The following is a 19,564-nucleotide window of genomic DNA, read 5'->3' on the forward strand; positions in this document are numbered from 1 at the left end:
CCGGGGTCAGCGGATGCGTACGGATGCGACCCGGCCCGCCGACGCGATGGTCGCGCGCGCTTCCCGTTCGGTCAGTCCGGCATGGACCGCCGCTCTGGTGAGGGCGTCGGCGAGGCTCGCGCCGATGCCGTTCTCATGGGCCCGGCAGGCCGCCCAGAAGAGGCGGGTGTTGCGCTCGCCCTCGCGTGCCGCCAGAACGAACTGGACCAGGCCCTGCCCATGAGCGGGCCGGGATCCGGAAGGGGAGGGGTGGTGCGGGCGCGCGGGGGGTGTGATCAGGCGCAGCAGGGCGCGCGGGCAGGGCGCGGGCGGCAGCCCGCCGGTGTCGGGTGCCGGGCGGTAGCGGCCGTGGGCGGTGACCGAGCCGGGCCCGATCAGATATCCCCCGGCACCCCGGATGTCGATGCCGGGGGCGAGCCGGCTCGCGGAGTTCGGTACGACGACACCGGGCGGGCCGGTCAGCCACAGATGCCGGCCGCCGCTCGGGGTGAGGACGGTGGCCGTCTCCGGGATGGTGAAGAGATGCCGCAGCGCCAGATGCCGGAGCGCGGAGAGCGAGTCGCCGGCGTGGCCCGCGCCGGGCCCGGGGTCTGTGCCCGAGCCGGGGCCTGCGCCCCCGCCCGGCCCGGGAGGGTGCGGCTTCCCGATGTCGAGATCGATACCGATCAGATGGTGCGGAGGACGGCCGCAGGCGATGCCGTACGCGGTGGCCCAGGGCGCGGCGGCGAAGAGGGCGCGTACCCCGGCCGGGTCGGTGGTGGCGTCGTGGATGCCGTGCCCCACCAGCCCGCATTCGCCCTGGCAGTGAACCGGTTCGGGGCCGCTTCGGTGGGGTGAGCGCAGGGCGGGGAGCTTGCTCGCGGACAGCGGGATGACGGGAAGCCCGCGCCTGGCGGCGGCCAGGGCGTGGGTGAGGGCCAGGGAGGCGGTCTGCCGGTCGGTGATGGCCATGGGCACCATTCTCGTACATTTGTTCGATTAGAGGAAGGGTGGGAGATCGGCCGACATCGCGCCGGGGCGCGGCGCTGAGTGAAGGCGCCCCACTCCGCCGCCACCGCCCCCGGACCGGGGGAGAAAGGTCTCAACGACCCGATGGAACGAGGCGAACGGTGAGCATGCGCCGCGGGGAGACGCCCGGCGGACGGGCCGCCGTCACCGAGGTCGCGCGCCGGATCCGGGGCGCCTCGGTGAAGCAGCCGGCGGGCGCGGTCCGAGTGCTGGTCACCGCGGGTACGGGCGTTCCCACATCCGGGTTGATCCTCGGCACGGACGGCTGAGCGAACGGCTCCGGGAGTGGCCTCCCGGCCCCGGCCGCCGTTGACTCGGGTGCATGCGCATGAGGAGACGGCCGCGGCCCCCGGGAGTCCCCCGGCCGGTCCGGGGCGTGCGGCAGTGGGCCGCCGGAGTACGGCGAGGGGCCGCGCGGGCCGGCGGAGCGGCCGGCCGGTCCAGGGGAGGACGCGCGGGTCTGCGGCCCCCGGCCCGGGAGACGCGCGCCCGGAGGAACGCGGCGGCGGGCGGCCGTACGCGGCCGGGGACGGTGCCCGCCACCGCCCCGTGGCAAAGGAAGGGGAAGAGGAGGGGGTCCTGGGCACCCGCCGTGGCGGCACTGGTCGTCACCGCGCTGTTCGGGCTGCCCGAGCTGCTGCTGGCACCGGCCGCCGACCCCGACCCCGCCCGCGACCGCACCGGATACGCCGCCGGCACCGCCATCACCCCGGACACCACCGCCGACACCGCGGTGACCTACCAGGGCCTGGCGTTCGACATCTGCCGGGTGCCGCCCCTCGCCGTGATGCGTGCCTGGCGGACGTCGTCCCCCTACGGCGCCGTGGGCATCCCCTACGGGGGCCGGGGCAGGGACTGCCCCGGGCAGCAGCACCTCACCCGGGCCTGGGTGGAGAAGGTGCACCGGATGGGCTGGCGGGTGCTGCCCGTCTTCGTCGGTTCCCAGCCACCGTGCGCCAGGGACGAACAGCCGAGGGCCGCGGCCCCGGAGGCGCCCGCCGGCACGGACCGCACGAACGGCACGGACCGCACGGACCGCACAGCGGAGCCGTCCGCGAGCCTGCCCGCCGGCCGGGCGGAGAATCCGTCCGGGGAGCGGGAGGGAAACGAGGAGGAGAAGAACAAGCGCGAGGTGCCCATGGGACGTTTCCCCGGTGCGCAGGGGGAGCGTGAGGGAAGCGAGGCGGTCGCGCGGGCGCGGGCCCTCGGGATGATCAGGGGCAGCGCGCTCTATGTCAGCCTGAAGTCGTATGCCCTGAGCGACCCTTCCTGCGCCCGGACCACCCTCGACTTCATCCGTGCCTGGAACCGCGAGGTCCGGCGCCTCGGATATGTTCCCGGCCTCCGCAGCGACGCCGACGCGGGGGTGCTCCACATGGAGCGGGCCCGCCGGGAGGGTACGGGCGATCTGCCGTCCGCCCTCTGGTTCGCCCGCTGGAACGGCAGGCCATCGCTGCTGGACGAGGAGGCGGTGCACCCCTACGCCTGGCGGGTGAAGCGCCGGATCCATCAGTACGAGGGCGAGGCGCGCGAGGAGTACGGGGGCCACGCCCTGACCGTCGGGCGGAATCTGGTGGATGCCCCGGTGGCGCGTTTCCGCCCCTGAACCGTCCTCGGCGCGGGCCGTTTCCGCCGCCGGCAAGCCGCTCCACCGCCACCGTCCGCCCCTGACCGCCGGGTGGAGTCTCTGAGGGTCTCCTCCACCTTCAGGAGGTGGGGGCACCACCACCCGTACAACCTGAGGCGGACATGGCTTCAGGACCTGTGGCCGATCCGCTCATGCGGCACTCGCTCCTAGCGTGGGAGCCATGACCACGCCTGTCTGCACAAACGCTTCGAAGGCCGCCCTGCTGTCGTCTCCGTCCCACGGGATCGAATCACGGTACGGGGCTTACGCCCCCTATGCGTCCTTCTCGTCGTATGTACGGGCGCGGGGGCCCGTGCTGCTGCGCACCGCCCGGTCGCTCACCGCGAATCCGTGTGACGCGGAGGATCTGCTCCAGACCGCGCTCACCAAGACCTATGTCGCCTGGGAGCGGATAGAGGACCACCGGGCTCTCGACGGCTATGTCCGCCGGGCTCTGCTCAACACCCGGACCTCGCAGTGGCGCAAGCGCAAGGTGGACGAGTTCGCCTGCGACGAGCTGCCCGAGCCGGAGACCGTGCCGGCGCCCGACCCGGCCGAGCAGCAGGTGCTGCACGACGCGATGTGGCGGGCGGTCATGAAGCTTCCGGACCGGCAGCGGGCCATGGTCGTCCTCCGCTACTACGAGGATCTCAGCGAGGCCCAGACCGCCGAGGTGCTCGGAGTGTCGGTGGGCACGGTCAAGAGCGCGGTCTCCCGCGCGCTCGGCAAGCTCCGCGAGGACCCGGAGCTGGCCCCGGTCCGCTGACCCGCCGGTACCAGCGCCCGTACCCGTACCTGTACCTGTACTCGTATCCGTACTCCCGCCTCGTGGCGCCCGTACCGTACTCCCGCCTCGTACTCGTGGGCATCATTCCGTGGACCCGCACCCCCCATGGACCGGCCCGCGTCATGCCATGACCCCGCGACGCCCGTGCTCCGTCACCCCAGGACTCCGCACGCGCGCTCCACGCCCCGTCCGCACCGGCCGCTCCCGGTCCGGCACTCCTGCACCCGGCCCTCCCGCGCCTGCTGCTCCAGCCTCCCCGCACCCGGCCCCGGCTCCCCGAGCCCCGCCCGCGAGTGCCCCGCCCCGGCGCACCGAATCGCTCTACCCGCGGCTAGTGACATACCGCTCGGTATGTGCGCAGAATCTGCACACCTCTACCGCCATGTAGCGCCAGCGCCCACCGGGAGGACGCCGTGCTGAGCACCATGCAGGATGTACCGCTGACCGTGACCCGCATCCTGAGGCACGGGATGACGATCCACAGCGGCTCCACGGTCACCACCTGGACCGGAGAGCCCGAGCCGCGCCGCCGCACCTTCGCCGAGATCGGCGAGCGGGCGACCCGCCTCGCCGCCGCCCTCCGCGATGAGCTGGGCATCGACGGCGATCAGCGGGTGGCGACCCTGATGTGGAACAACGCCGAGCACCTGGAGGCGTATCTCGCGATCCCCTCCATGGGGGCCGTGCTGCACACGCTCAACCTCCGTCTCCCGCCGCGGCAGCTGGTGTGGATCGCCAACCACGCCGACGACCGTGTCGTCATCGTCAACGGCACCCTGATACCCCTGCTCGCACCGCTGCTCCCGCACCTGCCGGCCGTCGAGCACATCGTCGTCACCGGCCCCGGCGACCGCGCCCCGCTCGACGGAGTCCGCCCGCGGGTGCACGAGTACGAGGAGCTGATCGCGGACCGTCCCGCGGTCTTCGACTGGCCCGAGCCGGACGAACGCTCCGCCGCCGCCATGTGCTACACCTCGGGCACCACCGGCGACCCCAAGGGCGTGGTCTTCTCCCACCGTTCGATCTATCTGCACTCCATGCAGGTGAACATGGCCGAGTCGATGGGCCTCACCGACAAGGACACCTCACTCCTCGTCGTGCCCCAGTTCCATGTGAACGCGTGGGGCCTGCCGCACGGCACCTTCATGACCGGCGTGAATCTGCTCATGCCGGATCGTTTCCTCCAGCCCGGCCCGCTCGCCGAGATGATAGAGCGCGAGAAGCCCAGCCACGCGGCGGCCGTGCCGACCATCTGGCAGGGCCTGCTGGCCGAGGTCACCGCCAACCCCCGTGACCTCTCCTCCATGCGGCAGGTCACCATCGGCGGTTCCGCCTGTCCGCCCGCGCTGATGGAGGCGTACGACCGGCTCGGCGTACGGCTCTGTCACGCCTGGGGCATGACGGAGACCTCGCCGCTCGGCACGATGGCCCACCCCCCGGCCGGCCTGAGCCCCGAGGAGGAGTGGCCGTACCGGATCACCCAGGGCCGTTTCCCGGCCGGGGTGGAGGCCAGGCTGGTGGGCCCGTCCGGACAATTCCTGGCCTGGGACGGCGAGTCCGCCGGTGAGCTGGAGGTGCGCGGCCCCTGGATCGCGAGCGCGTACTACGGCGGCACGGACGGCGAGAACTTCCGCCCGGAGGACAGGTTCAGCCCGGACGGCTGGCTGCGCACCGGCGATGTCGGCGTCATCAGCCCGGACGGTTTCCTCACCCTCACCGACCGCGCCAAGGACGTCATCAAGTCCGGCGGCGAGTGGATCAGCAGTGTGGAGCTGGAGAACGCCCTGATGGCACACCCGGAAGTGGCCGAGGCCGCCGTGGTGGCGGTCCCCGACGAGAAGTGGGGCGAGCGCCCGCTGGCGACCGTGGTGCTCAGGGAGGGCGCGACCGCCGACTACGCGGCCCTCCGCGCCTTCCTCGCCGAACGGATCGCCCGCTGGCAGCTCCCGGAGCGGTGGACGGTGATACCGGCGGTGCCGAAAACGAGCGTCGGGAAGTTCGACAAGAAGGTGATCCGGAAGCAGTACGCGGACGGCGAGCTCGACGTCACCCTGCTGTAGGACCACCCCGCGGCGGCACCTCGGGCCGGGGCGGCACCGCCCCGGCCCGAGGTGCCGCCGCCCGGGTCAGTTCGTCCCGATCTTCGCCAGCAGATCCACGATCCGGGCCTGCACCTCACCACTGGTGGAGCGTTCCGCGAGGAAGAGCACGGTCTCGCCCGAGGCCAGCCGGGGCAGCTCGGCCCGGTTGAGCCCGGCCGAGGTGTAGACGACCAGCGGGGTGCGGTTCAGCTGCCCGTTGGCCCGCAGCCAGTCGATGATCCCGGCCCGGCGGCGGCGTACCTGCATCAGATCCATGACGACGAGATTCGGCCGCATCTGCGAGGCGAGCGTCACCGCGTCGGCGTCCGCGGTCGCCCGGGCGACCTGCATTCCGCGCCGCTCCAGCGTCGCGGTGAGCGCCAGGGCGATCTCCTCGTGCTCCTCGATCAGCAGCACCCGGGGCGGATGCTGCTCACTGTCGCGCGGCGCCAGCGCCTTGAGCAGTACGGCCGGATCCGCGCCGTACGCCGCCTCCCGGGTCGCCTGCCCCAGCCCGGCCGTCACCAGAACCGGAACCTCCGCCGCCACCGCGGCCTGGCGCAGCGACTGGAGCGCGGTACGGGTGATCGGGCCGGTCAGCGGGTCGACGAAGAGTGCCGCCGGGAAGGCCGCGATCTGCGCGTCGACCTCCTCACGGGAGTGCACGACGACCGGGCGGTAACCCCGCTCGCTCAGCGCCTGCTGGGTCGAGACGTCGGGCGCGGGCCAGACCAGCAGCCGGCGCGGATTGTCCAGCGGCTCGGGGGGCAGCTCGTCGTCGACGGGGTGCGGCTGCGGCCGGTTGGCCACCTCGACCGCCCCGCCGGGACCGTCCAGCGGCTCCGGGCCCTCCGCCGCGCCCCGCTCGGGTGCGCCGATGGCGTACGAACGCCCCTCGGCACGGTCGACGGGCAGCCGGGGAACACCCTGCGACGGCACCGGCGCCCCCTGCGGCTGAGGCCGGGCGGAGGGCGAGGCCGAAGCCGAGGCGGGGGAGGACGAGGACGACGATGACGACGAGGGCTCGGTCCGCTCGGCCTCCGGCGGGGTGGCCAGCTTGCGCCGCCGCCCGGAGCCGAGCGACGCCTGCCCCTGACCGCTCTGACCGCTCTGACCGCCCTGACCGCTCTGACCCTGAATCTGCTGAACCTGCTGGGACTGCTTGTCGGCGATCTGCTGGGCGAAGGGCGCGCCCTGTCCGAGCGTACGGACGCTGAAGGCCCGCCCGTGCGACGCGTCGGCCGGCAGCGGCGCCGGTACGGGCGTCTCGGCGGGTAGCGGCAGCGATACGGAACCGGTGCCCCCGTCCGCCGGTGCCTCGTCCATCGGCTGGAGCTCGGGCAGCGGCAGCGAGAGGGAACCGGTGGCCGGACCGCCCTCACCCGGCACGGGCGCGGGCATGGGAGCGGGTACGGCGCCCGGCCCCTCGGCAACGGCGCCCGGCATCCCGGGCACGCCGCCCGGCGTCTCGGGAACGGCTCCGGGCCCATGGGGCACGGCTCCCGGACCCCCGGGCACTGCACCCTGTCCGGGCACGGCGCCCGGACCCTCGGCACCGGCCGTCTCGTACCGCTGTCCCGCGTACCCGCCGGTCTCGTCCGGCCCGGGCCCGGCCCGCCTGCGGCCGGTCGGCACCGGATGCGGCTGCGGCGGGGTGCGGTCGGTCCCGGTCCGGGCGTCCGCCGCCTGGTCGTGCCCGCCGGGCAGCGCGCCGCCGGCCGTGGCACCGGCCGGTGCCGGCCGATCGGCTTCGGCCGGCGGCAGCGCGAAAGCGGAACGCGGAGTGCCTGCCTCCGCCGCCGTCTCGGTGGGCGCGGGCGCCAGCGCCCGGCGGGCCCGCCGCCCGCTCTGGTTCTTTCCTTCCGGCAGCGCGGCCTGCGCACCCGGTGCGGATGCCGACGCCGGTGCCGGAGAGGTCGCGGCGGCCAGCTCGGGCCGTCCGCCGTGCGGTGCGCCCGCGCCGTGCTGGTGCTGAGCCGGTACGGGTACGCCCTGCGGCGGCACGGCCTGACCGAACGCCGGCCGCCCGGCCGCGCCCTCCGCCGCCGTCACCACGGAACCCCCGCTCGGGCGGAGCGTGCCCGCGGCGTCCGGCACGGATTCCTCGGCGGGGCTCGGCCGCCCGCGCCGCCGTCCGGTTCCGCCGCTGCCGGTGTCCCTGCCCGTGTCCTGCCCGGGAATCAGCGGTACGGCGCCGGCTTCCGCCTCCGCCGCGCCCGCCCACTCGTCCTCACCCGGGACACCGTCGGCGCGCTCGGCGCGTTCGGCACCCGGCTCGGCGGCGGCAGGCCCGGAATGGGCCGCCCGGCGCCGTCCGGTCGGCCGCTCGGCCTCCGCGCCGGAGTCACCCGTACCGCCCGCGTCGCCGCCCGTGCCCTCCGCCGGCGCCGCGCTCTCCATCGGTACGGCGCTCTCCAGGAAGGCGTCCGTGGACCCGCGCCGGGCCCGACGCCGGCCGCTGCCGGGGGCCTCGCCGGGAAGGGTCGCACCCGAGGGAATCCCGTCCCCGAGCGTCCCGCCGTCCACCGCCGCCACAGGGGCCGCCGGCGGGACCGGAACCGGGGCCACCGGCTGCTGCCCCGCCGGAAGCGCGACGCCCCCGGCCGAGACCGCGATGTCCCCGGCCGGAACCCCGACGCCCCCAGCCTGAACCGGAACCTCCGGCTGCCCCGCCGGGCCGGCCGCGACACCGGAAACCTCCGGGCCCGCACCGGCCGGAGCGGGCCCGGAAGCCCCCGCGCCTTCCCCGATCGGCACCTCCAGGACGTACGCGCTTCCGCTCATCCCGGGCACTTCATGTGTCTGGAGGACCCCGCCGTGCGCCTCCACGATCCCGCGCACAATCGGCTCGTGCACCGGGTCGCCCCCGGCGAAGGGCCCGCGCACCTCGATGCGCACCACCTCACCGCGCTGCGCGGCGGCGACCACGACCGTCGAGTCCACATATCCGCCGTCCGGCAGCAGCCGGGTCTTGCCGGTGGAGTCCACCCCGGCGACATCGGCGGCCAGATGGGCCAGCGCCGTCGCCAGCCTGCCCGCGTCCACCTCGGCCTCGATCGACGGCGCGTGCACCGCGAACTGCACCCGTCCCGGGCCGATGAGCTCGATCGCGCCCTCGATCCCGGTCGCCACCACCGCGTCCAGCAGGGAGTTCGACTTGGTGAGCCGTTCCTGCCCGGAGTTGAGCCGCTGGAAGCCGAGAACATTGTCGATAAGGGTCGTCATCCGGGCATAACCGGCGGCCAGATGGTGCAGGATCTGATTGGCCTCGGGCCAGAGCTGCCCGGCCGGATCGGCGGCGAGGGTGCTCAGCTCGGTGCGCAGCTCCTCCAGCGGTCCGCGCAGGGATTCCCCGAGCACGGCCGTCAGCTGCTCATGGCGCCCGGAGAGTTCGAGGAGGTCCTCGTCCCGGTGCTCGATCTCCAGACTGTGCCGCTCCGACCGGTCGGCGAGCTCGGCCGCGAACCGCTCCTCGGCGTCGGCGAGCTCCGCGGTCAGCCGTTCGGTGGTCTCGGCCAGTTCGGTGCGCAGCCGCTCCGAGGTCTGGGCCAGCTCGGCCTCGTGCCTCTCGGCCACCGCCTCGAAAGGCCGCCGGTCGGTGAAGGTCATCACCGCGCCGACCAGCTGATCCCCGTCCCGTACCGGCGCGGTGGTCAGATCCACCGGCACCCGGGAACCGTCCTTCGCCCACAGCACCTGCCCCCGGACCCGGTGCTTCCGTCCGGACCGCAGGGTGTCCGCGAGCGGCGACTCGGCGTACGGGAACGGCTCACCGTCCGCCCGCGAGTGCAGGATCAGCGGGTGCAGCTCCTGCCCGCCGAGGTCACTGGCCCGGAAGCCGAGGATCTGCGCGGCGGCCGGATTGACCAGCACCACCCGCCCCTCGGTGTCCGTACCGACGACACCCTCGGCGGCGGCCCGCAGAATCATCTCGGTCTGCCGCCGCGAACGCGCCAGCTCGGCCTCGGTGTCCATCGTCCCCGACAGATCCCGCACCACGAGCATCAGCAGTTCGTCGCCGGTGAAGGCGTTGTGGGAGTCGTACGCCTCGCGCCCGTCCTCCAGCCCGGCGCTGGTGACCTCCACCGGGAACTCGGTGCCGTCCGTGCGCCGCGCGACCATCCGCGTCGGCTTCGTACGGCCCCGCTCGTCGGCCGCCTCGGGACGCCGCATGGAACCCGGGATCAGCCGGGAGTCGAAGCCGGGGAGCAGATCGAGCAGTCCCCGTCCGACCAGTGCGGTGCCGGGCGTCTCGAAGAGTTCGAGGGCGATGGTGTTGGCGTTGACGACCGTGCCGTTGCAATTGACGAGCACGAGGCCGTCGGGGAGTGCGTCCAGTATTGCTGCGAGGCGAGCAGCGCCTCGGGATGGCCTGCTGCTCACAACGTCGGTTCCTCCCTGACCTACTGCAAGTGCCGACAGCTGATCCCCATCCTGCCCGCGGGGATTCACCCTGTCTCTGGAGGGAGTCTAAGGGCACCCGCTCCGCCTGGTGCGGCAGATGAGGGGGAGCTCATACCGAGGTTGTGTGCCCGTGAGGTGACCGGAAGGGTCAGGACCGGTTGCTGGGAAGCACCGGTTCCAGATTCCGCCACCGGGAGATCTCGCACCCGTCGGTACGGGAGAAAACCGCGTCGACCCGCTGTCCGTGCCAGGTTCCGGTGACTCGGGCGGTGGCGTCGCCGCCGTACTGCTGGGTGCAGATCTGTCCCTCGGGAACCGGCGCGAAGGGGTCGCGATTCCCCCGCGCGAGCTCCTCCAGCCGGGCGCAGGCTCGTTCCGCGGCCGGGTGTGTCCCGCCGGCCGGGTCGCACTGAAGTTCGTACCGGCCGTCGGTCCGGGTGTTCCCTGTCTCGGACACGTCGATGGTCAGCCGGTCCTGCTCCGACACCTGCGCCGGCCCGCCGAGCAGGGGCAGCGGCAACGGAAGGGGCAGCCCGGCCAGCCCGCCGCCGGCCGCGGCCGTGGGCGCGGCGGCGGCGAGTACGGCGACGGAGGCGGTCGCGGTGAGAGCGATGCGGCGCAGCATGGAGTGCTCCTTGCGTCTTGTTTCTTCTGTGCGTCTTCTTCTGTCTTCTCTGCGCGTCCGGCGTCGCGGTCCGGCGCGGTACGGGCCCCGAATCGTGATCCGGCCCCGTCCCGGCGCCCGGCCGAACGGCGGGAACGGCCGCTCCGGCCGCCGTCCCCACCGCGTCTAACGCTCCGCACGCGTCCGCGTTGCGCTCCCACCCGCCGCCCGGCTTCCCCGGGCCCCGGTGCGGACCGGTCCAAGTGCTTTGCCCTGGGGCCGCCGGGCCTAGTACCGTGGTCAGCGATTGGTGGCGCGGTGCTCGTCTGTGTCATCATCTGCACACACCACGCGCCCGCGCGGGTGTGCTGGAGGCGTCGCCTAGTCCGGTCTATGGCGCCGCACTGCTAATGCGGTTTGGGTCTTAAAGCCCATCGAGGGTTCAAATCCCTCCGCCTCCGCCAGCTGAATCACGAAAGCCCCGGCCCTGCGGCCGGGGCTTTCGTGCATCCCCGACCCGCCCGCCTCACCGCCCGCGGCCGAGCCTCCGGGGCCCCGTGATCACCACCGGACGCGCGCCGGACCACCCCTGGATCCCGCCTCGTCTCCACCACGTTTCCGCAGGTCGGGCCGGGTCTCAGCAATGGATTTCGCCAGGCGGCGCAGGTCATGTAATGTTGTTCTCGCAACGCCGACCGGGAAGAAAAGCCCGGGAAGCCAGGCACTCGTAGCTTAACGGATAGAGCATCTGACTACGGATCAGAAGGTTGCAGGTTCGAATCCTGCCGAGTGCACACAGGTGAGAGCCCCGCTGGATTATTCCAGCGGGGCTTTTTCGTTGCCGTACAGCAGCGAAGTACAGCAACCGCCTCAGCCGGTGGCGCCGCCCATGGCGTCGGACAGCTTGCCGATCGCCTTCCGCACCTCTTCTTCGCTCGCCTCCGCGTAGACCTCCATCGTCATGGCGATCTGTGAATGGCGAAGGATGCGCTGCGCCACTTTCGGATGGACCTTGAGCGCGACCAGGAGCGAGCTACAGGTGTGCCGGGTGTTCCGCAGCGGGATCACCCGAAGGCCGGCCCGGCGGGCCCGGAGGGCGAACATCCGCGTCAGGTTTCCCGGCTCGATCGGGGTCCCGTACTTGGTCGTGAAGATCAGATCGTGCCGGTCCTGCCAGAGATCACCCACCGCTTTCCGGTCGCCCTGCTGCTGAGCGCGGCGCATCCGGAGCGCCTTGAGACAGAGCGCCGGCAGCGGCAGGAAGTCGTCCGACTCCTCCGTCTTGGTCTCCCGGTGGAGCAGTTGCCGTCCGGCCCGCTGGATCTGGTGATCCACATACAGCTCTCCCGTGTCGAAGTCGACGGACTTCCACGTCAGGCCCAGTACCTCTCCGCGCCGGAGCCCGAGGCAGAGCACCAGGACCCAGGCCGCGAGAAGGTGATCATCACGTGCGGCCCCGTCCGCGAGGAAGCGGCCCGCCTCCGCGACGGACCAGGGCTTGATCCGGCGACGGCGAGGCTTGGGCACCTTCACCAGCGAAGCGACGTTCTTGCCGATCTCCTCTTCCGTGACCGCGTGGGTGAGTGCCGCCCGGAGTGCGTCGCGAGCCCCCTGGATCACCCGCCGCGACGGGTACGCCTCGCAGCACTCCCCGACCGCGCAGCACCGCTGACGGGCCCTTGTGGAGTCCTTCCCCTGAGCACAGCACTGGCAGATGCCGGCCAGCTTGGTCAGCCACTCCCGCACGTCCCGCACGGTGAGCTTGTCCAGTCGCTTCGTACCGAGGTGAGGAGCGATGTAGAGCCGCACATAGCCCTCGTACGAGACGTATGACAGCGGGGCGAGATGGGGCTTGACGATCGAGTCGAGCCAGTACGCGAGGAAGGCGGAGAGTGTCCGGTGCGCGGTGGCGACCGGTCCTTTCTTCGCTTCAGTGTGGAGCTTGATCCACTTGTCGTGGACTTCGTCGCGGGTCTTGCCGTAGACGTACTTCCGGGCACGCTTGCCGTCCGGTTTGGTGACCCAGACGTATGCGGCGCAGCCGTTCTTGTACGGGTAGATGGAGCCTTCGCCGTTGCCGCGCTTCCCGCTCATGCCGCCCACCCCTCGGCGTCGGCAGCGACCCGCTGGACGTACTCATCCACCCAGGCGGGCAGGATGCGCCGGTTGCGGCCCACCTTGACGGAGCGGATCTCCCCGGTCAGCACGAGCATCTTGGTCTTGGACAGTCCGAAGCCGAGCATTACGGCGACCTCGGCGGTCGTGTGCCACTTGCGGGTGATCACGGTCGTTGTCATCGGGCCGGTTCTCCTTCCGTGCCGGGGGCGGGGGTGATGGATGCGGCGAGCCATTCCTCTGTGGCGGTGAGGCCGGTTCCGGCGAAGACCCAGTGCGCGAGGACGTGTGTCGTGCCGGTCGGGTGTTCGGTGGGGGTCTGGGCGCGGCGCCAGTCGGCGCGGGCGGTGCGGAGGGCGCCGAGGGTGGTCGAGTACGTACGGGATTTGGTGGAGAAGTGGCCCCGGAAGCCGAGCATGTGGGCCCAGGCGCGGAGGCGGAGGTGTTCGAGGTCTTTGCAGGCGCCGAGGGTCCAGGCGGTGCGGATGAGGCGGCGGGCGTGGTCGGAGATGTCGAGCTGGGCGAGTTCGGCGGCGAACTTCAACGGGCGGTCGAGCGCTCCGGTCGCGGTTTCGGCGCCCTTGGTGGCGTACTTGGCGATGTAGGCGGCGACGGCCCGGTCGGTCAGCGCGGCGCGGTCGGTGAAGTCGGTACTGCGGATGGTGCGGACGTCGAGTTGCCGGCCGAAGGCGAAGGAGTGGGCCCGGCCGTCGAGGGTGAGGCCGTCGATGCGCGCTTTGGTGGTGGCGGTGCGGATGGCGTCGGTGAGGAGTCCGGCGGTGGCCCAGGCCGGAGGCGGGGTGTGGCCGCCATCGGGGCCGTCGAGGCGGATGACGGCATGGAAGTGGACAGCGCCGCGCCGCTGGTATTCGGCGACTTTGGCGAAGGCCACGCGTATGTGCGCGGGGAGTTCCCGCTGGGAGAGTCCGGCGAGCTTGGCGATCTCCCGGCGCAGGTGGATGGAGAAGCGCCGCCACAGGAGTCCGGCATGGGCGTTCCAGAGGACGGCCGATTCATAGTCGTACCGGTCGGGGTCGAGCGGGGTACCGAGGACGGCGTCGTCCTGGTCGTGGCGGGTGCCGCAGCGGCAGGGGCGGTTCGTGCCGGTGGGCCGGTTGTGGACCGGGCCGAAGCCGGGGGCGGTGAAGGTGGCGAAGACGCGGGGGTGGGTCGTGACGGTGTCCGGGGTGCCCTTGCCGCCGCGCAGGCCGGTGGCGATGAGCTGGAAGGTGTCGCGGCGGTAGAGCTCCGCGCAGGCCGGGCAACGGGTCGTGCGGCGGTTGTTGCAGCGGACGAGCAGATGCCCCGCCGGGAGCGCGGACGATTCGAGGTGGTGAAGGACGGAGCCGATCTCGCCAGTGCGGGTGTCGACGGCGTACTCGGTGCGGTGGCCGTCGAGGCGGATCGGGTGGGTGCAGCCGCCGAGTCCGGAGAGCTGACGGAGGATGCCGGGCAGGGTGCCGGTGTTGGCCAGATCGAGGAGTTCGGAGAGCGGGGGCGGTGTGGTGCGGGTGAAGATGGCGTTCTCCTTCTGACTGTTTGGTCGGGAGGGAGGGCCCGGGGCGGTGGATTCTTGGCGGGATCGAGCCGCCCCGGGTCTCTAGCTGTCTACTCGTCTAGTCATGTGTGCCGTTGATGACGGAGACTCCGGACTCCGTACCGGAATGAATGGCGGGGGCGAGGAAGGTGTCCGAGAGCCAGAAGCCGAAGAGGGCGATGAGGACGACGACCCAGGTGCGGACGCCGAGGAACTTGACCGCTCCCCAGGCGAAGACTCCGAGGACGACGACGAGCGGCAGGTTCACGTTCACGGGACGGGTCCTTTCAGCGGACTGGGCAGCGGTGGGTACGGGCGGCGAGTTCGGCGGCGGCGCGGCTGGTGTAGTCGGCCGAGAAGCCGCAGCGTGGGGCGGTGCAGGCGGCAGTGTGCTGTTCGCGTCCCCGCTGGTCGTACGAGGTGCCGACCTGTACGGGGCCGAGGCGGACGAGGTCGCGGAAGCGCCGGCGGGTCATCGGGGGATCTCCTTCTCAGAGGTGGCCGGCGATGGCTTCGGCCATGGGTGTGGGTACGCCGAGGCGGGCGCGGAGTGTCGCCGTTTCGATGGGCCGTCCGGTGCGGGTGCGGTGTTCGGTGGCGATCTTGCGGGCATGTTCGATCAGAGCGGGCGGGACCGGCGCGGGCGGTTCGGGTTCGTCCTCCAGGACCACGGGGTCCTCTTCTTCTGGCTGTGGTGCGGAGTGGACGAGGAGGGTTCCGCCGAGGAAGGCGACGGCGGGCCAGCCCGCGACGAGGATCCGAAGCCAGGCGGGTACGTCGTCCAGGTCGAGGAGTCCGGCGGTGGCGATGTTCGCCCCGAGGGAGGCGGCGAGCGCGATGACGAACCAGCACCAGCCCGTTGCCTTGGACGGCCCGGTCCGCAGCCGCCGCCAGGCCGCGACGAGCAGCAGATCGACGCTGATCGGGTAGGCCCATGCTTTCCATCCGTCCTGTCCGGCCGCGAGGGCGACATCGTGGATGTGGGCGAAGGAGAGCGCGGCGGCGATGACGGCTTGGACGAGTACCGCGTCGACCCGGGCGAGATGAGCGCGCATGGCGCGGCTCCTTCCGTGATCAGGCGGTGGGGCGGAACGGTTTCAGCGCGGGCAGGTCTGGCACCAGGTGCGCGTACTCCCGGCAGGTGCGGGCAGCGTCGCCGAGGGAGAGATACGGGGTGCGGATGCGGGACCAGCCGCCGGAGGTGTCACCAGCGACGGCGAGGCCGGGCCGTTCGGGGGCGATGGTGCAGGCAGCCATGACCGCGTCGGGCGCGATGTCGCCGACCGCCATCTTGGCGGAGCCCTCGTCGTTCACCCGATGGCAGATCCGGCCGGTGAGCTGGGCCCGGAGCATGGTCGCGCCCTTGCCGAGTTCGGCGCCGAAGCGCTGCCCGCACACCTCCAGGTGGATGCCGGCGGCGCGGCCGAGCTGGGCGAGCCGGATGAGCTGGGTGACCATCTCGTCCCGCCGTTCCTCGTCCTTGCGGGTGGCGACGAAGAAGAGCTCCGCCACCTCGTCCACGAAGAGCACGAGCGGTACGGGGCGTTCGGGTTCCGGGAGTCCCCAGATGTCGGAGGTGATCTCCTCGTCCGGGGTGTCCGGGTCGATGCCCTGACGGGCCTTGATCAGGTCGTATCGGTGCTCCATTTCCTGAACGAGTACGGGTAGCAGCGCGGCAGCCTGGTCCGGATCGGTCGCCAGCGCGGAGAGCCGGGGCGCGAAGGGCGCCAGTTCCACGCCGCGCTTGCAGTCGATGCCCACCAGGGCGACCGGCTGGCGGGCCAAGCCACTGATCAGATGCCGCAGGAACATGGACTTGCCGGACAGGGTGGCGCCGAGGATGAGCCCGTGCGGCACGGCGCGATAGTCCCGTACGTATGGGGTGGCGTCCTCCCGCAGCGCCACGGGGACCTTGAGGAGAGCGGCGTCGAGCTTGCCGGGCATCCGTACGCGCCGCAGTACGTCGAAGCCGACGAGCCGGAGTTCGACCACGCCCGGCTTGACCGTCGAGACGTAGACGGCGTGGACTCCCCAGGCGTGCCTCAGCCGTTCCGCCGAGGCGGCGACGTCGGCGGGTTCCTGGCCGGGTGCGAGGCGGAGCCGGAGCCGTAACCCGGTCGCTGTGGGCCGCAGGATTCCCCGGCGGGGCGGAACCGGCCGTATCTCACGGCGACTGGTGGCCCGGGTGATCAGGATCCGCAGCCGGGACGGCGGCACGGTCAGCCCGCACGCCTCCATGACCGAGGCGTACGAACCGATCAGCCGGACCACGGATATCAGCAGGCCGAACACCGCCCAGTGGACGGCGGGATGCCGGGCCCGGGTGTAGGCGGCCCCGCCGGCCAGCACGGCGAGGGGGCCACCCACCATCAGCAGGGTGGTCGGGTCGGTCATCAGGCGATGGCCCCGAGAGCGGAGGGGAACGCGGCCGGGGTGACGGCGGCGGCACGGTAGGCGATGCCGTGCCGCTGCTGCCCGTTGAACACGCTCTCCCACGGGCGGGCCAGCAGCCCCGGCAGCGCGACGGGCGAGCCGAGCGCCAGCCCCTCCCCCACCCCGCTCTCCGGGACCGTGACCTTGAACAGCGAGGATTCGCCGTCCTCGATGTAGACGACGCCGATGGTCATCAAGGACTCGCCGCTGATGGCGTCCTTGGCGATCTCTCCGGTCTGCCGGTCCCGGATCTTCGGTTCAGGCGCTTCGGTGAGCAGGATCGTGGCGGCCGAGGTCTCAACACGGATGGTGCGCACAGCGGTATCCCTATCTACTCGTCTAGACAAGATGTGCCCTACGGGAGGGATCTCCCGAGGTCGTGACGATCACCCTGCCACACAACTTGCCCACTCGTCTATACGAGTACGTCTGTTGGGGTGTACGAGTGGGGAAAGACGGCCCCGCGCACCACCGTTGACCACGGCTTCATCCCATCAGGTAGCCGGAAGCTGGTAGTTGAGGACGTACGCGTCCGCCGCCATCACGGTGTCGCAGACCTCCACGGCCCGGCCATCGGTGTCGAACGCGGTACGGATCAGATGGATCACCGGCACGCCGGACGCCAGGCGGAGCGTCTTCACTTCGGTGGGCGAGGGCATCCGGGCCCGGATCTCCTCCTCGAAGTGGTCCAGGCGGTGGCCGAGCTCTTCCAGCCGGGCGTAGATGCCGCCGGGGCCGGGGTTGGGTTCGGCGATCCGGGTACCCCGGGCGATGTCGAGCGGAAGATACGAGGTGGCGAACTCCACCGGCCGGCCATCCAGCAGATACCGGCGCCGCCGGGCCAACACTCGGCGTACCGAGCCGAGCCGGGCGGAAATGTCTTGGCTCGCCTTCTCCTCTTTCACCTCCAGGCCGTCGACCTGTGGATGGCTGCCGGCCGCGTCGGCTTCCACGATGAAGGCCGACTTCCCCTGATCGCGGTGGCGCCGGGCGAACCGGTCCGAGGCGAGCCGCCGCACGGGCGGCCGGGGCCGGACGAAGACACCCTTGCCGTGTTCGGCATGGACCAAGCCCTCACCCTGGAGTACGGAGAAGGAGTTCCGGACGGTCATCCGGGACACCCCGTAGTGCTCGACCAGCTCAGCCTCCGAGGGCAGTTTCGCCCCTTCCTTGAACCGGCCCCGGTCGATGGCCTCACGCAATTGATCGGCGATCTGCCGGAACACAGCTCGATCACTTGTCGGATCGAGGTCTCCGAGCAGGCCGGAGGAGAGTGAAGGCACGTCTTACTCCTTTAGGTGTCTAGACGAGTGGGTGACTTCTGTTGCTACCGTGGAGAGCCTAGCCATCCGAGAGGTCCCGGGAACGTGAGCATTGAACGCCCGCACTCCGTGAGCGTCGCCGGAGTGATCGTCGACGATCACAGCCGGGCCCTCTTGATCCAGCGCCGTGACAACGGCCACTGGGAGCCCCCGGGTGGCGTTCTCGAACCTGAGGAAACCATTCCCGAAGCGCTTCAGCGCGAGGTTCTCGAAGAAACCGGCATCAAGATCGCGCCATCTGCGACCCTCACCGGCATCTACAAGAATATGAACGGCCTGATCGTTTCCATGGTCTTCCGCTGCGAGGCCGCCGACGGCACGCCCACCACCGGAAGCGAGACCTTCGCACTGCGGTGGGCCACCCGCGAAGAAGTGATCGAACTCGCCGACGAGGCGTACGCGATTCGCGTCCTGGACGCGCTCGACGCAACATCCCCGCCGGCCATCCGCGCTCACGACGGCGTGAAACTCGTCTAGTCCGAACCCGCTGCACATGCGGCCTACCTGCATAAAGGAACTTGTATGCACGAGTATACGAGCACTGCGCGAGTCTGGGGCCTCACTTGCCCAGGATTTCCGGAAGAGGTCAGCAGGGCCCGCCGATGGGCGCAGGACATCCTGAGGGATTCCCCCTTCGCGGATGACGCGGCGGTGATCGTCGCCGAGCTGGGCACGAACGCGATCCTGCACACCGCCAGCGGCAGCGGGACGGGCAGCTTCCATCTGGCCCTCGCGGTATCGCCCCAGGTGGTAGCTCTATCCGTCACGGACGAGGGCGGCACGGGAAGCGCACCCCGCCTGGAGCCCCCGGACGACGAGTCCGAACACGGCCGGGGCCTCGGGATGGTCAGCGAGCTGGCCCACCGCGTGGTCGTCCACGGTACGTACGGCGGCCACACGGTCACGGCCGAACTTCTTGCCGCCCCGGACATCAGCGGCAGAAGCCACCCATGCTGAACGACCAGCCCTTACCCGGGTACTGGTGCGAATGCCGGACCGAGCACTTGACCAACCCGCCGGAACCGCCGGCCCTGCTGGCAACCTTCGACGCCCACGACGCCACCCAGGCACTGAACTGGATAGCGGTCACCCTCCACACCATCCGGGGCGCCCTGGACCAGCCCGCCACCGAGGCAGCCTCAGCTTGGCTCCACGAAGGCCGCGACGCGTGCCGGCTGACACTCCAGCGAGGCGATCCCTACCTCGTCACGATCACCCACGCGACAACCCGCATCACCTGGACCATCCACCCGGTCCTCTACCTCCCCCAGGCAACCCACCGAACCACCAGCATCACCAAGTGCCGGACCAGCCCCAACCCAGACACCCAGAGGTGAGTTACAACTTTCTCTACTGTTTCAAGGCACCTGCCGCGCACGCGCGGCGCGTGCGGCCCGTCGCCCGGGCCTGCGCTCCTGTCTTCGCCCCGCTCCAGCCCGGCCGCCGGCCGCACGCCTACGGCACGGGTTAATGGGGGAAGGGCCTCGGGGGTTTGGGACTGCTGCTCAGCCCACGTTAAGACGATGCCTCCGGCGGGGGCGCTCTGGCTCTGGGATGGCGAGGGCGCCGTACGTGGGTGCTGGCTGTATGTGCCTGGGGCGGGGAACTCCCATCCCATCTACCCTCGACCCAGGACAAGCCGAGCA

The 19,564-nt window shown here is 71.6% G+C and carries 19 protein-coding genes and 2 tRNA genes; 9 read left to right on the plus strand and 12 right to left on the minus strand.

All coding sequences use genetic code 11. The annotated features are described in order from the left end of the window. Positions 1 to 6: 6 nt before the first annotated feature. On the minus strand, positions 7 to 951 hold the full coding sequence (locus tag AAFN69_RS03215; protein ID WP_347726665.1) for a bifunctional DNA primase/polymerase: 945 nt from the start codon (positions 949 to 951) through the stop codon (positions 7 to 9). Positions 952 to 1,109: 158 nt separating this feature from the next. On the opposite strand from AAFN69_RS03215, the gene AAFN69_RS03220 reads away from it, so the two are divergent. The 4 genes from AAFN69_RS03220 to AAFN69_RS03235 all read left to right on the plus strand — a co-directional run bounded on the left by AAFN69_RS03220 (position 1,110) and on the right by AAFN69_RS03235 (position 5,482). Beyond that, positions 1,110 to 1,277, plus strand: coding sequence for a hypothetical protein (locus AAFN69_RS03220; protein ID WP_347726797.1), 168 nt, complete (start codon positions 1,110 to 1,112; stop codon positions 1,275 to 1,277). 323 nt (positions 1,278 to 1,600) lie between these two features. After that, positions 1,601 to 2,614, plus strand: a complete 1,014-nt coding sequence (locus AAFN69_RS03225) for a DUF1906 domain-containing protein (protein WP_347726666.1) — start codon at positions 1,601 to 1,603, stop codon at positions 2,612 to 2,614. 202 nt (positions 2,615 to 2,816) lie between these two features. Further along, positions 2,817 to 3,401, plus strand: coding sequence for a SigE family RNA polymerase sigma factor (locus AAFN69_RS03230; RefSeq protein ID WP_347726667.1), 585 nt, complete (start codon positions 2,817 to 2,819; stop codon positions 3,399 to 3,401). A 434-nt stretch (positions 3,402 to 3,835) separates the two neighbouring features. Continuing rightward, the gene (locus tag AAFN69_RS03235) at positions 3,836 to 5,482 is read left to right on the plus strand and encodes a long-chain fatty acid--CoA ligase (RefSeq protein ID WP_347726668.1); all 1,647 of its coding nucleotides are present in this window, start codon (positions 3,836 to 3,838) and stop codon (positions 5,480 to 5,482) included. 66 nt (positions 5,483 to 5,548) lie between these two features. On the opposite strand, the gene AAFN69_RS03240 is transcribed toward AAFN69_RS03235, so the two are convergent. Then, the gene (locus AAFN69_RS03240; RefSeq protein ID WP_347726669.1) at positions 5,549 to 9,886 is read right to left on the minus strand and encodes a PAS domain-containing protein; all 4,338 of its coding nucleotides are present in this window, start codon (positions 9,884 to 9,886) and stop codon (positions 5,549 to 5,551) included. A 169-nt stretch (positions 9,887 to 10,055) separates the two neighbouring features. Next, the gene (locus AAFN69_RS03245; protein ID WP_347726670.1) at positions 10,056 to 10,532 is read right to left on the minus strand and encodes an SSI family serine proteinase inhibitor; all 477 of its coding nucleotides are present in this window, start codon (positions 10,530 to 10,532) and stop codon (positions 10,056 to 10,058) included. 349 nt (positions 10,533 to 10,881) lie between these two features. Here AAFN69_RS03245 and AAFN69_RS03250 point away from each other — a divergent pair. Both AAFN69_RS03250 and AAFN69_RS03255 read left to right on the plus strand, forming a co-directional pair. After that, positions 10,882 to 10,975, plus strand: a tRNA-Ser gene (locus AAFN69_RS03250). A 257-nt stretch (positions 10,976 to 11,232) separates the two neighbouring features. Next, positions 11,233 to 11,305, plus strand: a tRNA-Arg gene (locus AAFN69_RS03255). Positions 11,306 to 11,381: 76 nt separating this feature from the next. Here AAFN69_RS03255 and AAFN69_RS03260 read toward each other — a convergent pair. The 9 genes from AAFN69_RS03260 to AAFN69_RS03300 form a co-directional block, all read right to left on the minus strand. After that, the gene (locus AAFN69_RS03260) at positions 11,382 to 12,614 is read right to left on the minus strand and encodes a tyrosine-type recombinase/integrase (protein ID WP_347726671.1); all 1,233 of its coding nucleotides are present in this window, start codon (positions 12,612 to 12,614) and stop codon (positions 11,382 to 11,384) included. Next, positions 12,602 to 12,808: an excisionase family DNA-binding protein gene (locus AAFN69_RS03265; RefSeq protein WP_347726672.1), complete on the minus strand. Its 207-nt coding sequence runs from the start codon at positions 12,806 to 12,808 to the stop codon at positions 12,602 to 12,604. Before AAFN69_RS03265 ends, AAFN69_RS03260 begins: the two co-directional genes overlap by 13 nt. Further along, on the minus strand, positions 12,805 to 14,100 hold the full coding sequence (locus tag AAFN69_RS03270) for a replication initiator (RefSeq protein WP_347726785.1): 1,296 nt from the start codon (positions 14,098 to 14,100) through the stop codon (positions 12,805 to 12,807). The genes AAFN69_RS03265 and AAFN69_RS03270 overlap by 4 nt, the downstream gene beginning before the upstream one ends. A 142-nt stretch (positions 14,101 to 14,242) precedes the next feature. Further along, on the minus strand, positions 14,243 to 14,437 hold the full coding sequence (locus AAFN69_RS03275) for a hypothetical protein (protein ID WP_347726673.1): 195 nt from the start codon (positions 14,435 to 14,437) through the stop codon (positions 14,243 to 14,245). 13 nt (positions 14,438 to 14,450) lie between these two features. Then, the gene (locus AAFN69_RS03280; protein WP_347726674.1) at positions 14,451 to 14,639 is read right to left on the minus strand and encodes a mobile element transfer protein; all 189 of its coding nucleotides are present in this window, start codon (positions 14,637 to 14,639) and stop codon (positions 14,451 to 14,453) included. Between the two features lie 15 nt (positions 14,640 to 14,654). Continuing rightward, the gene (locus AAFN69_RS03285; protein WP_347726675.1) at positions 14,655 to 15,218 is read right to left on the minus strand and encodes a DUF2637 domain-containing protein; all 564 of its coding nucleotides are present in this window, start codon (positions 15,216 to 15,218) and stop codon (positions 14,655 to 14,657) included. A 19-nt stretch (positions 15,219 to 15,237) separates the two neighbouring features. Continuing rightward, a complete protein-coding gene (locus tag AAFN69_RS03290) occupies positions 15,238 to 16,557 on the minus strand; it encodes an FtsK/SpoIIIE domain-containing protein (protein WP_347726676.1) in 1,320 nt (439 codons plus the stop codon). Further along, positions 16,557 to 16,913, minus strand: a complete 357-nt coding sequence (locus AAFN69_RS03295; RefSeq protein WP_347726677.1) for a hypothetical protein — start codon at positions 16,911 to 16,913, stop codon at positions 16,557 to 16,559. The genes AAFN69_RS03290 and AAFN69_RS03295 overlap by 1 nt, the downstream gene beginning before the upstream one ends. A gap of 177 nt (positions 16,914 to 17,090) precedes the next feature. Further along, the gene (locus AAFN69_RS03300) at positions 17,091 to 17,879 is read right to left on the minus strand and encodes a GntR family transcriptional regulator (protein WP_347726678.1); all 789 of its coding nucleotides are present in this window, start codon (positions 17,877 to 17,879) and stop codon (positions 17,091 to 17,093) included. Positions 17,880 to 17,987: 108 nt separating this feature from the next. Between AAFN69_RS03300 and AAFN69_RS03305 the strand changes: the two genes are divergently transcribed. Genes AAFN69_RS03305 through AAFN69_RS03315 form a run of 3 tightly spaced genes read left to right on the plus strand, consistent with a single transcriptional unit; the run spans position 17,988 to position 19,255 of the window. Next, positions 17,988 to 18,395 (plus strand): NUDIX hydrolase, encoded by a 408-nt coding sequence (locus AAFN69_RS03305; RefSeq protein WP_347726786.1) that lies wholly within the window; start codon positions 17,988 to 17,990, stop codon positions 18,393 to 18,395. Positions 18,396 to 18,440: 45 nt separating this feature from the next. Next, on the plus strand, positions 18,441 to 18,875 hold the full coding sequence (locus AAFN69_RS03310; RefSeq protein ID WP_347726679.1) for an ATP-binding protein: 435 nt from the start codon (positions 18,441 to 18,443) through the stop codon (positions 18,873 to 18,875). Positions 18,876 to 18,922: 47 nt separating this feature from the next. Beyond that, positions 18,923 to 19,255: a hypothetical protein gene (locus tag AAFN69_RS03315; RefSeq protein WP_347726680.1), complete on the plus strand. Its 333-nt coding sequence runs from the start codon at positions 18,923 to 18,925 to the stop codon at positions 19,253 to 19,255. Positions 19,256 to 19,564: the final 309 nt, after the last annotated feature.

It is taken from the genome of Streptomyces sp. CAU 1734 (assembly GCF_039888735.1).
Taxonomy (GTDB): Bacteria; Actinomycetota; Actinomycetes; order Streptomycetales; family Streptomycetaceae; genus Streptomyces.

Excerpts from the sequence above, each read along its gene's own strand:
- AAFN69_RS03265 (WP_347726672.1), bottom strand. The coding sequence starts at position 12,808 with ATGACAACGACCGTGATCACCCGCAAGTGGCACACGACCGCCGAGGTC.
- AAFN69_RS03215 (WP_347726665.1), bottom strand. The coding sequence starts at position 951 with ATGGCCATCACCGACCGGCAGACCGCCTCCCTGGCCCTCACCCACGCC.
- AAFN69_RS03285 (WP_347726675.1), bottom strand. The coding sequence starts at position 15,218 with ATGCGCGCTCATCTCGCCCGGGTCGACGCGGTACTCGTCCAAGCCGTC.
- AAFN69_RS03290 (WP_347726676.1), bottom strand. The coding sequence starts at position 16,557 with ATGACCGACCCGACCACCCTGCTGATGGTGGGTGGCCCCCTCGCCGTG.
- AAFN69_RS03310 (WP_347726679.1), top strand. The coding sequence starts at position 18,441 with ATGCACGAGTATACGAGCACTGCGCGAGTCTGGGGCCTCACTTGCCCA.
- AAFN69_RS03280 (WP_347726674.1), bottom strand. The coding sequence starts at position 14,639 with ATGACCCGCCGGCGCTTCCGCGACCTCGTCCGCCTCGGCCCCGTACAG.
- AAFN69_RS03230 (WP_347726667.1), top strand. The coding sequence starts at position 2,817 with ATGACCACGCCTGTCTGCACAAACGCTTCGAAGGCCGCCCTGCTGTCG.
- AAFN69_RS03245 (WP_347726670.1), bottom strand. The coding sequence starts at position 10,532 with ATGCTGCGCCGCATCGCTCTCACCGCGACCGCCTCCGTCGCCGTACTC.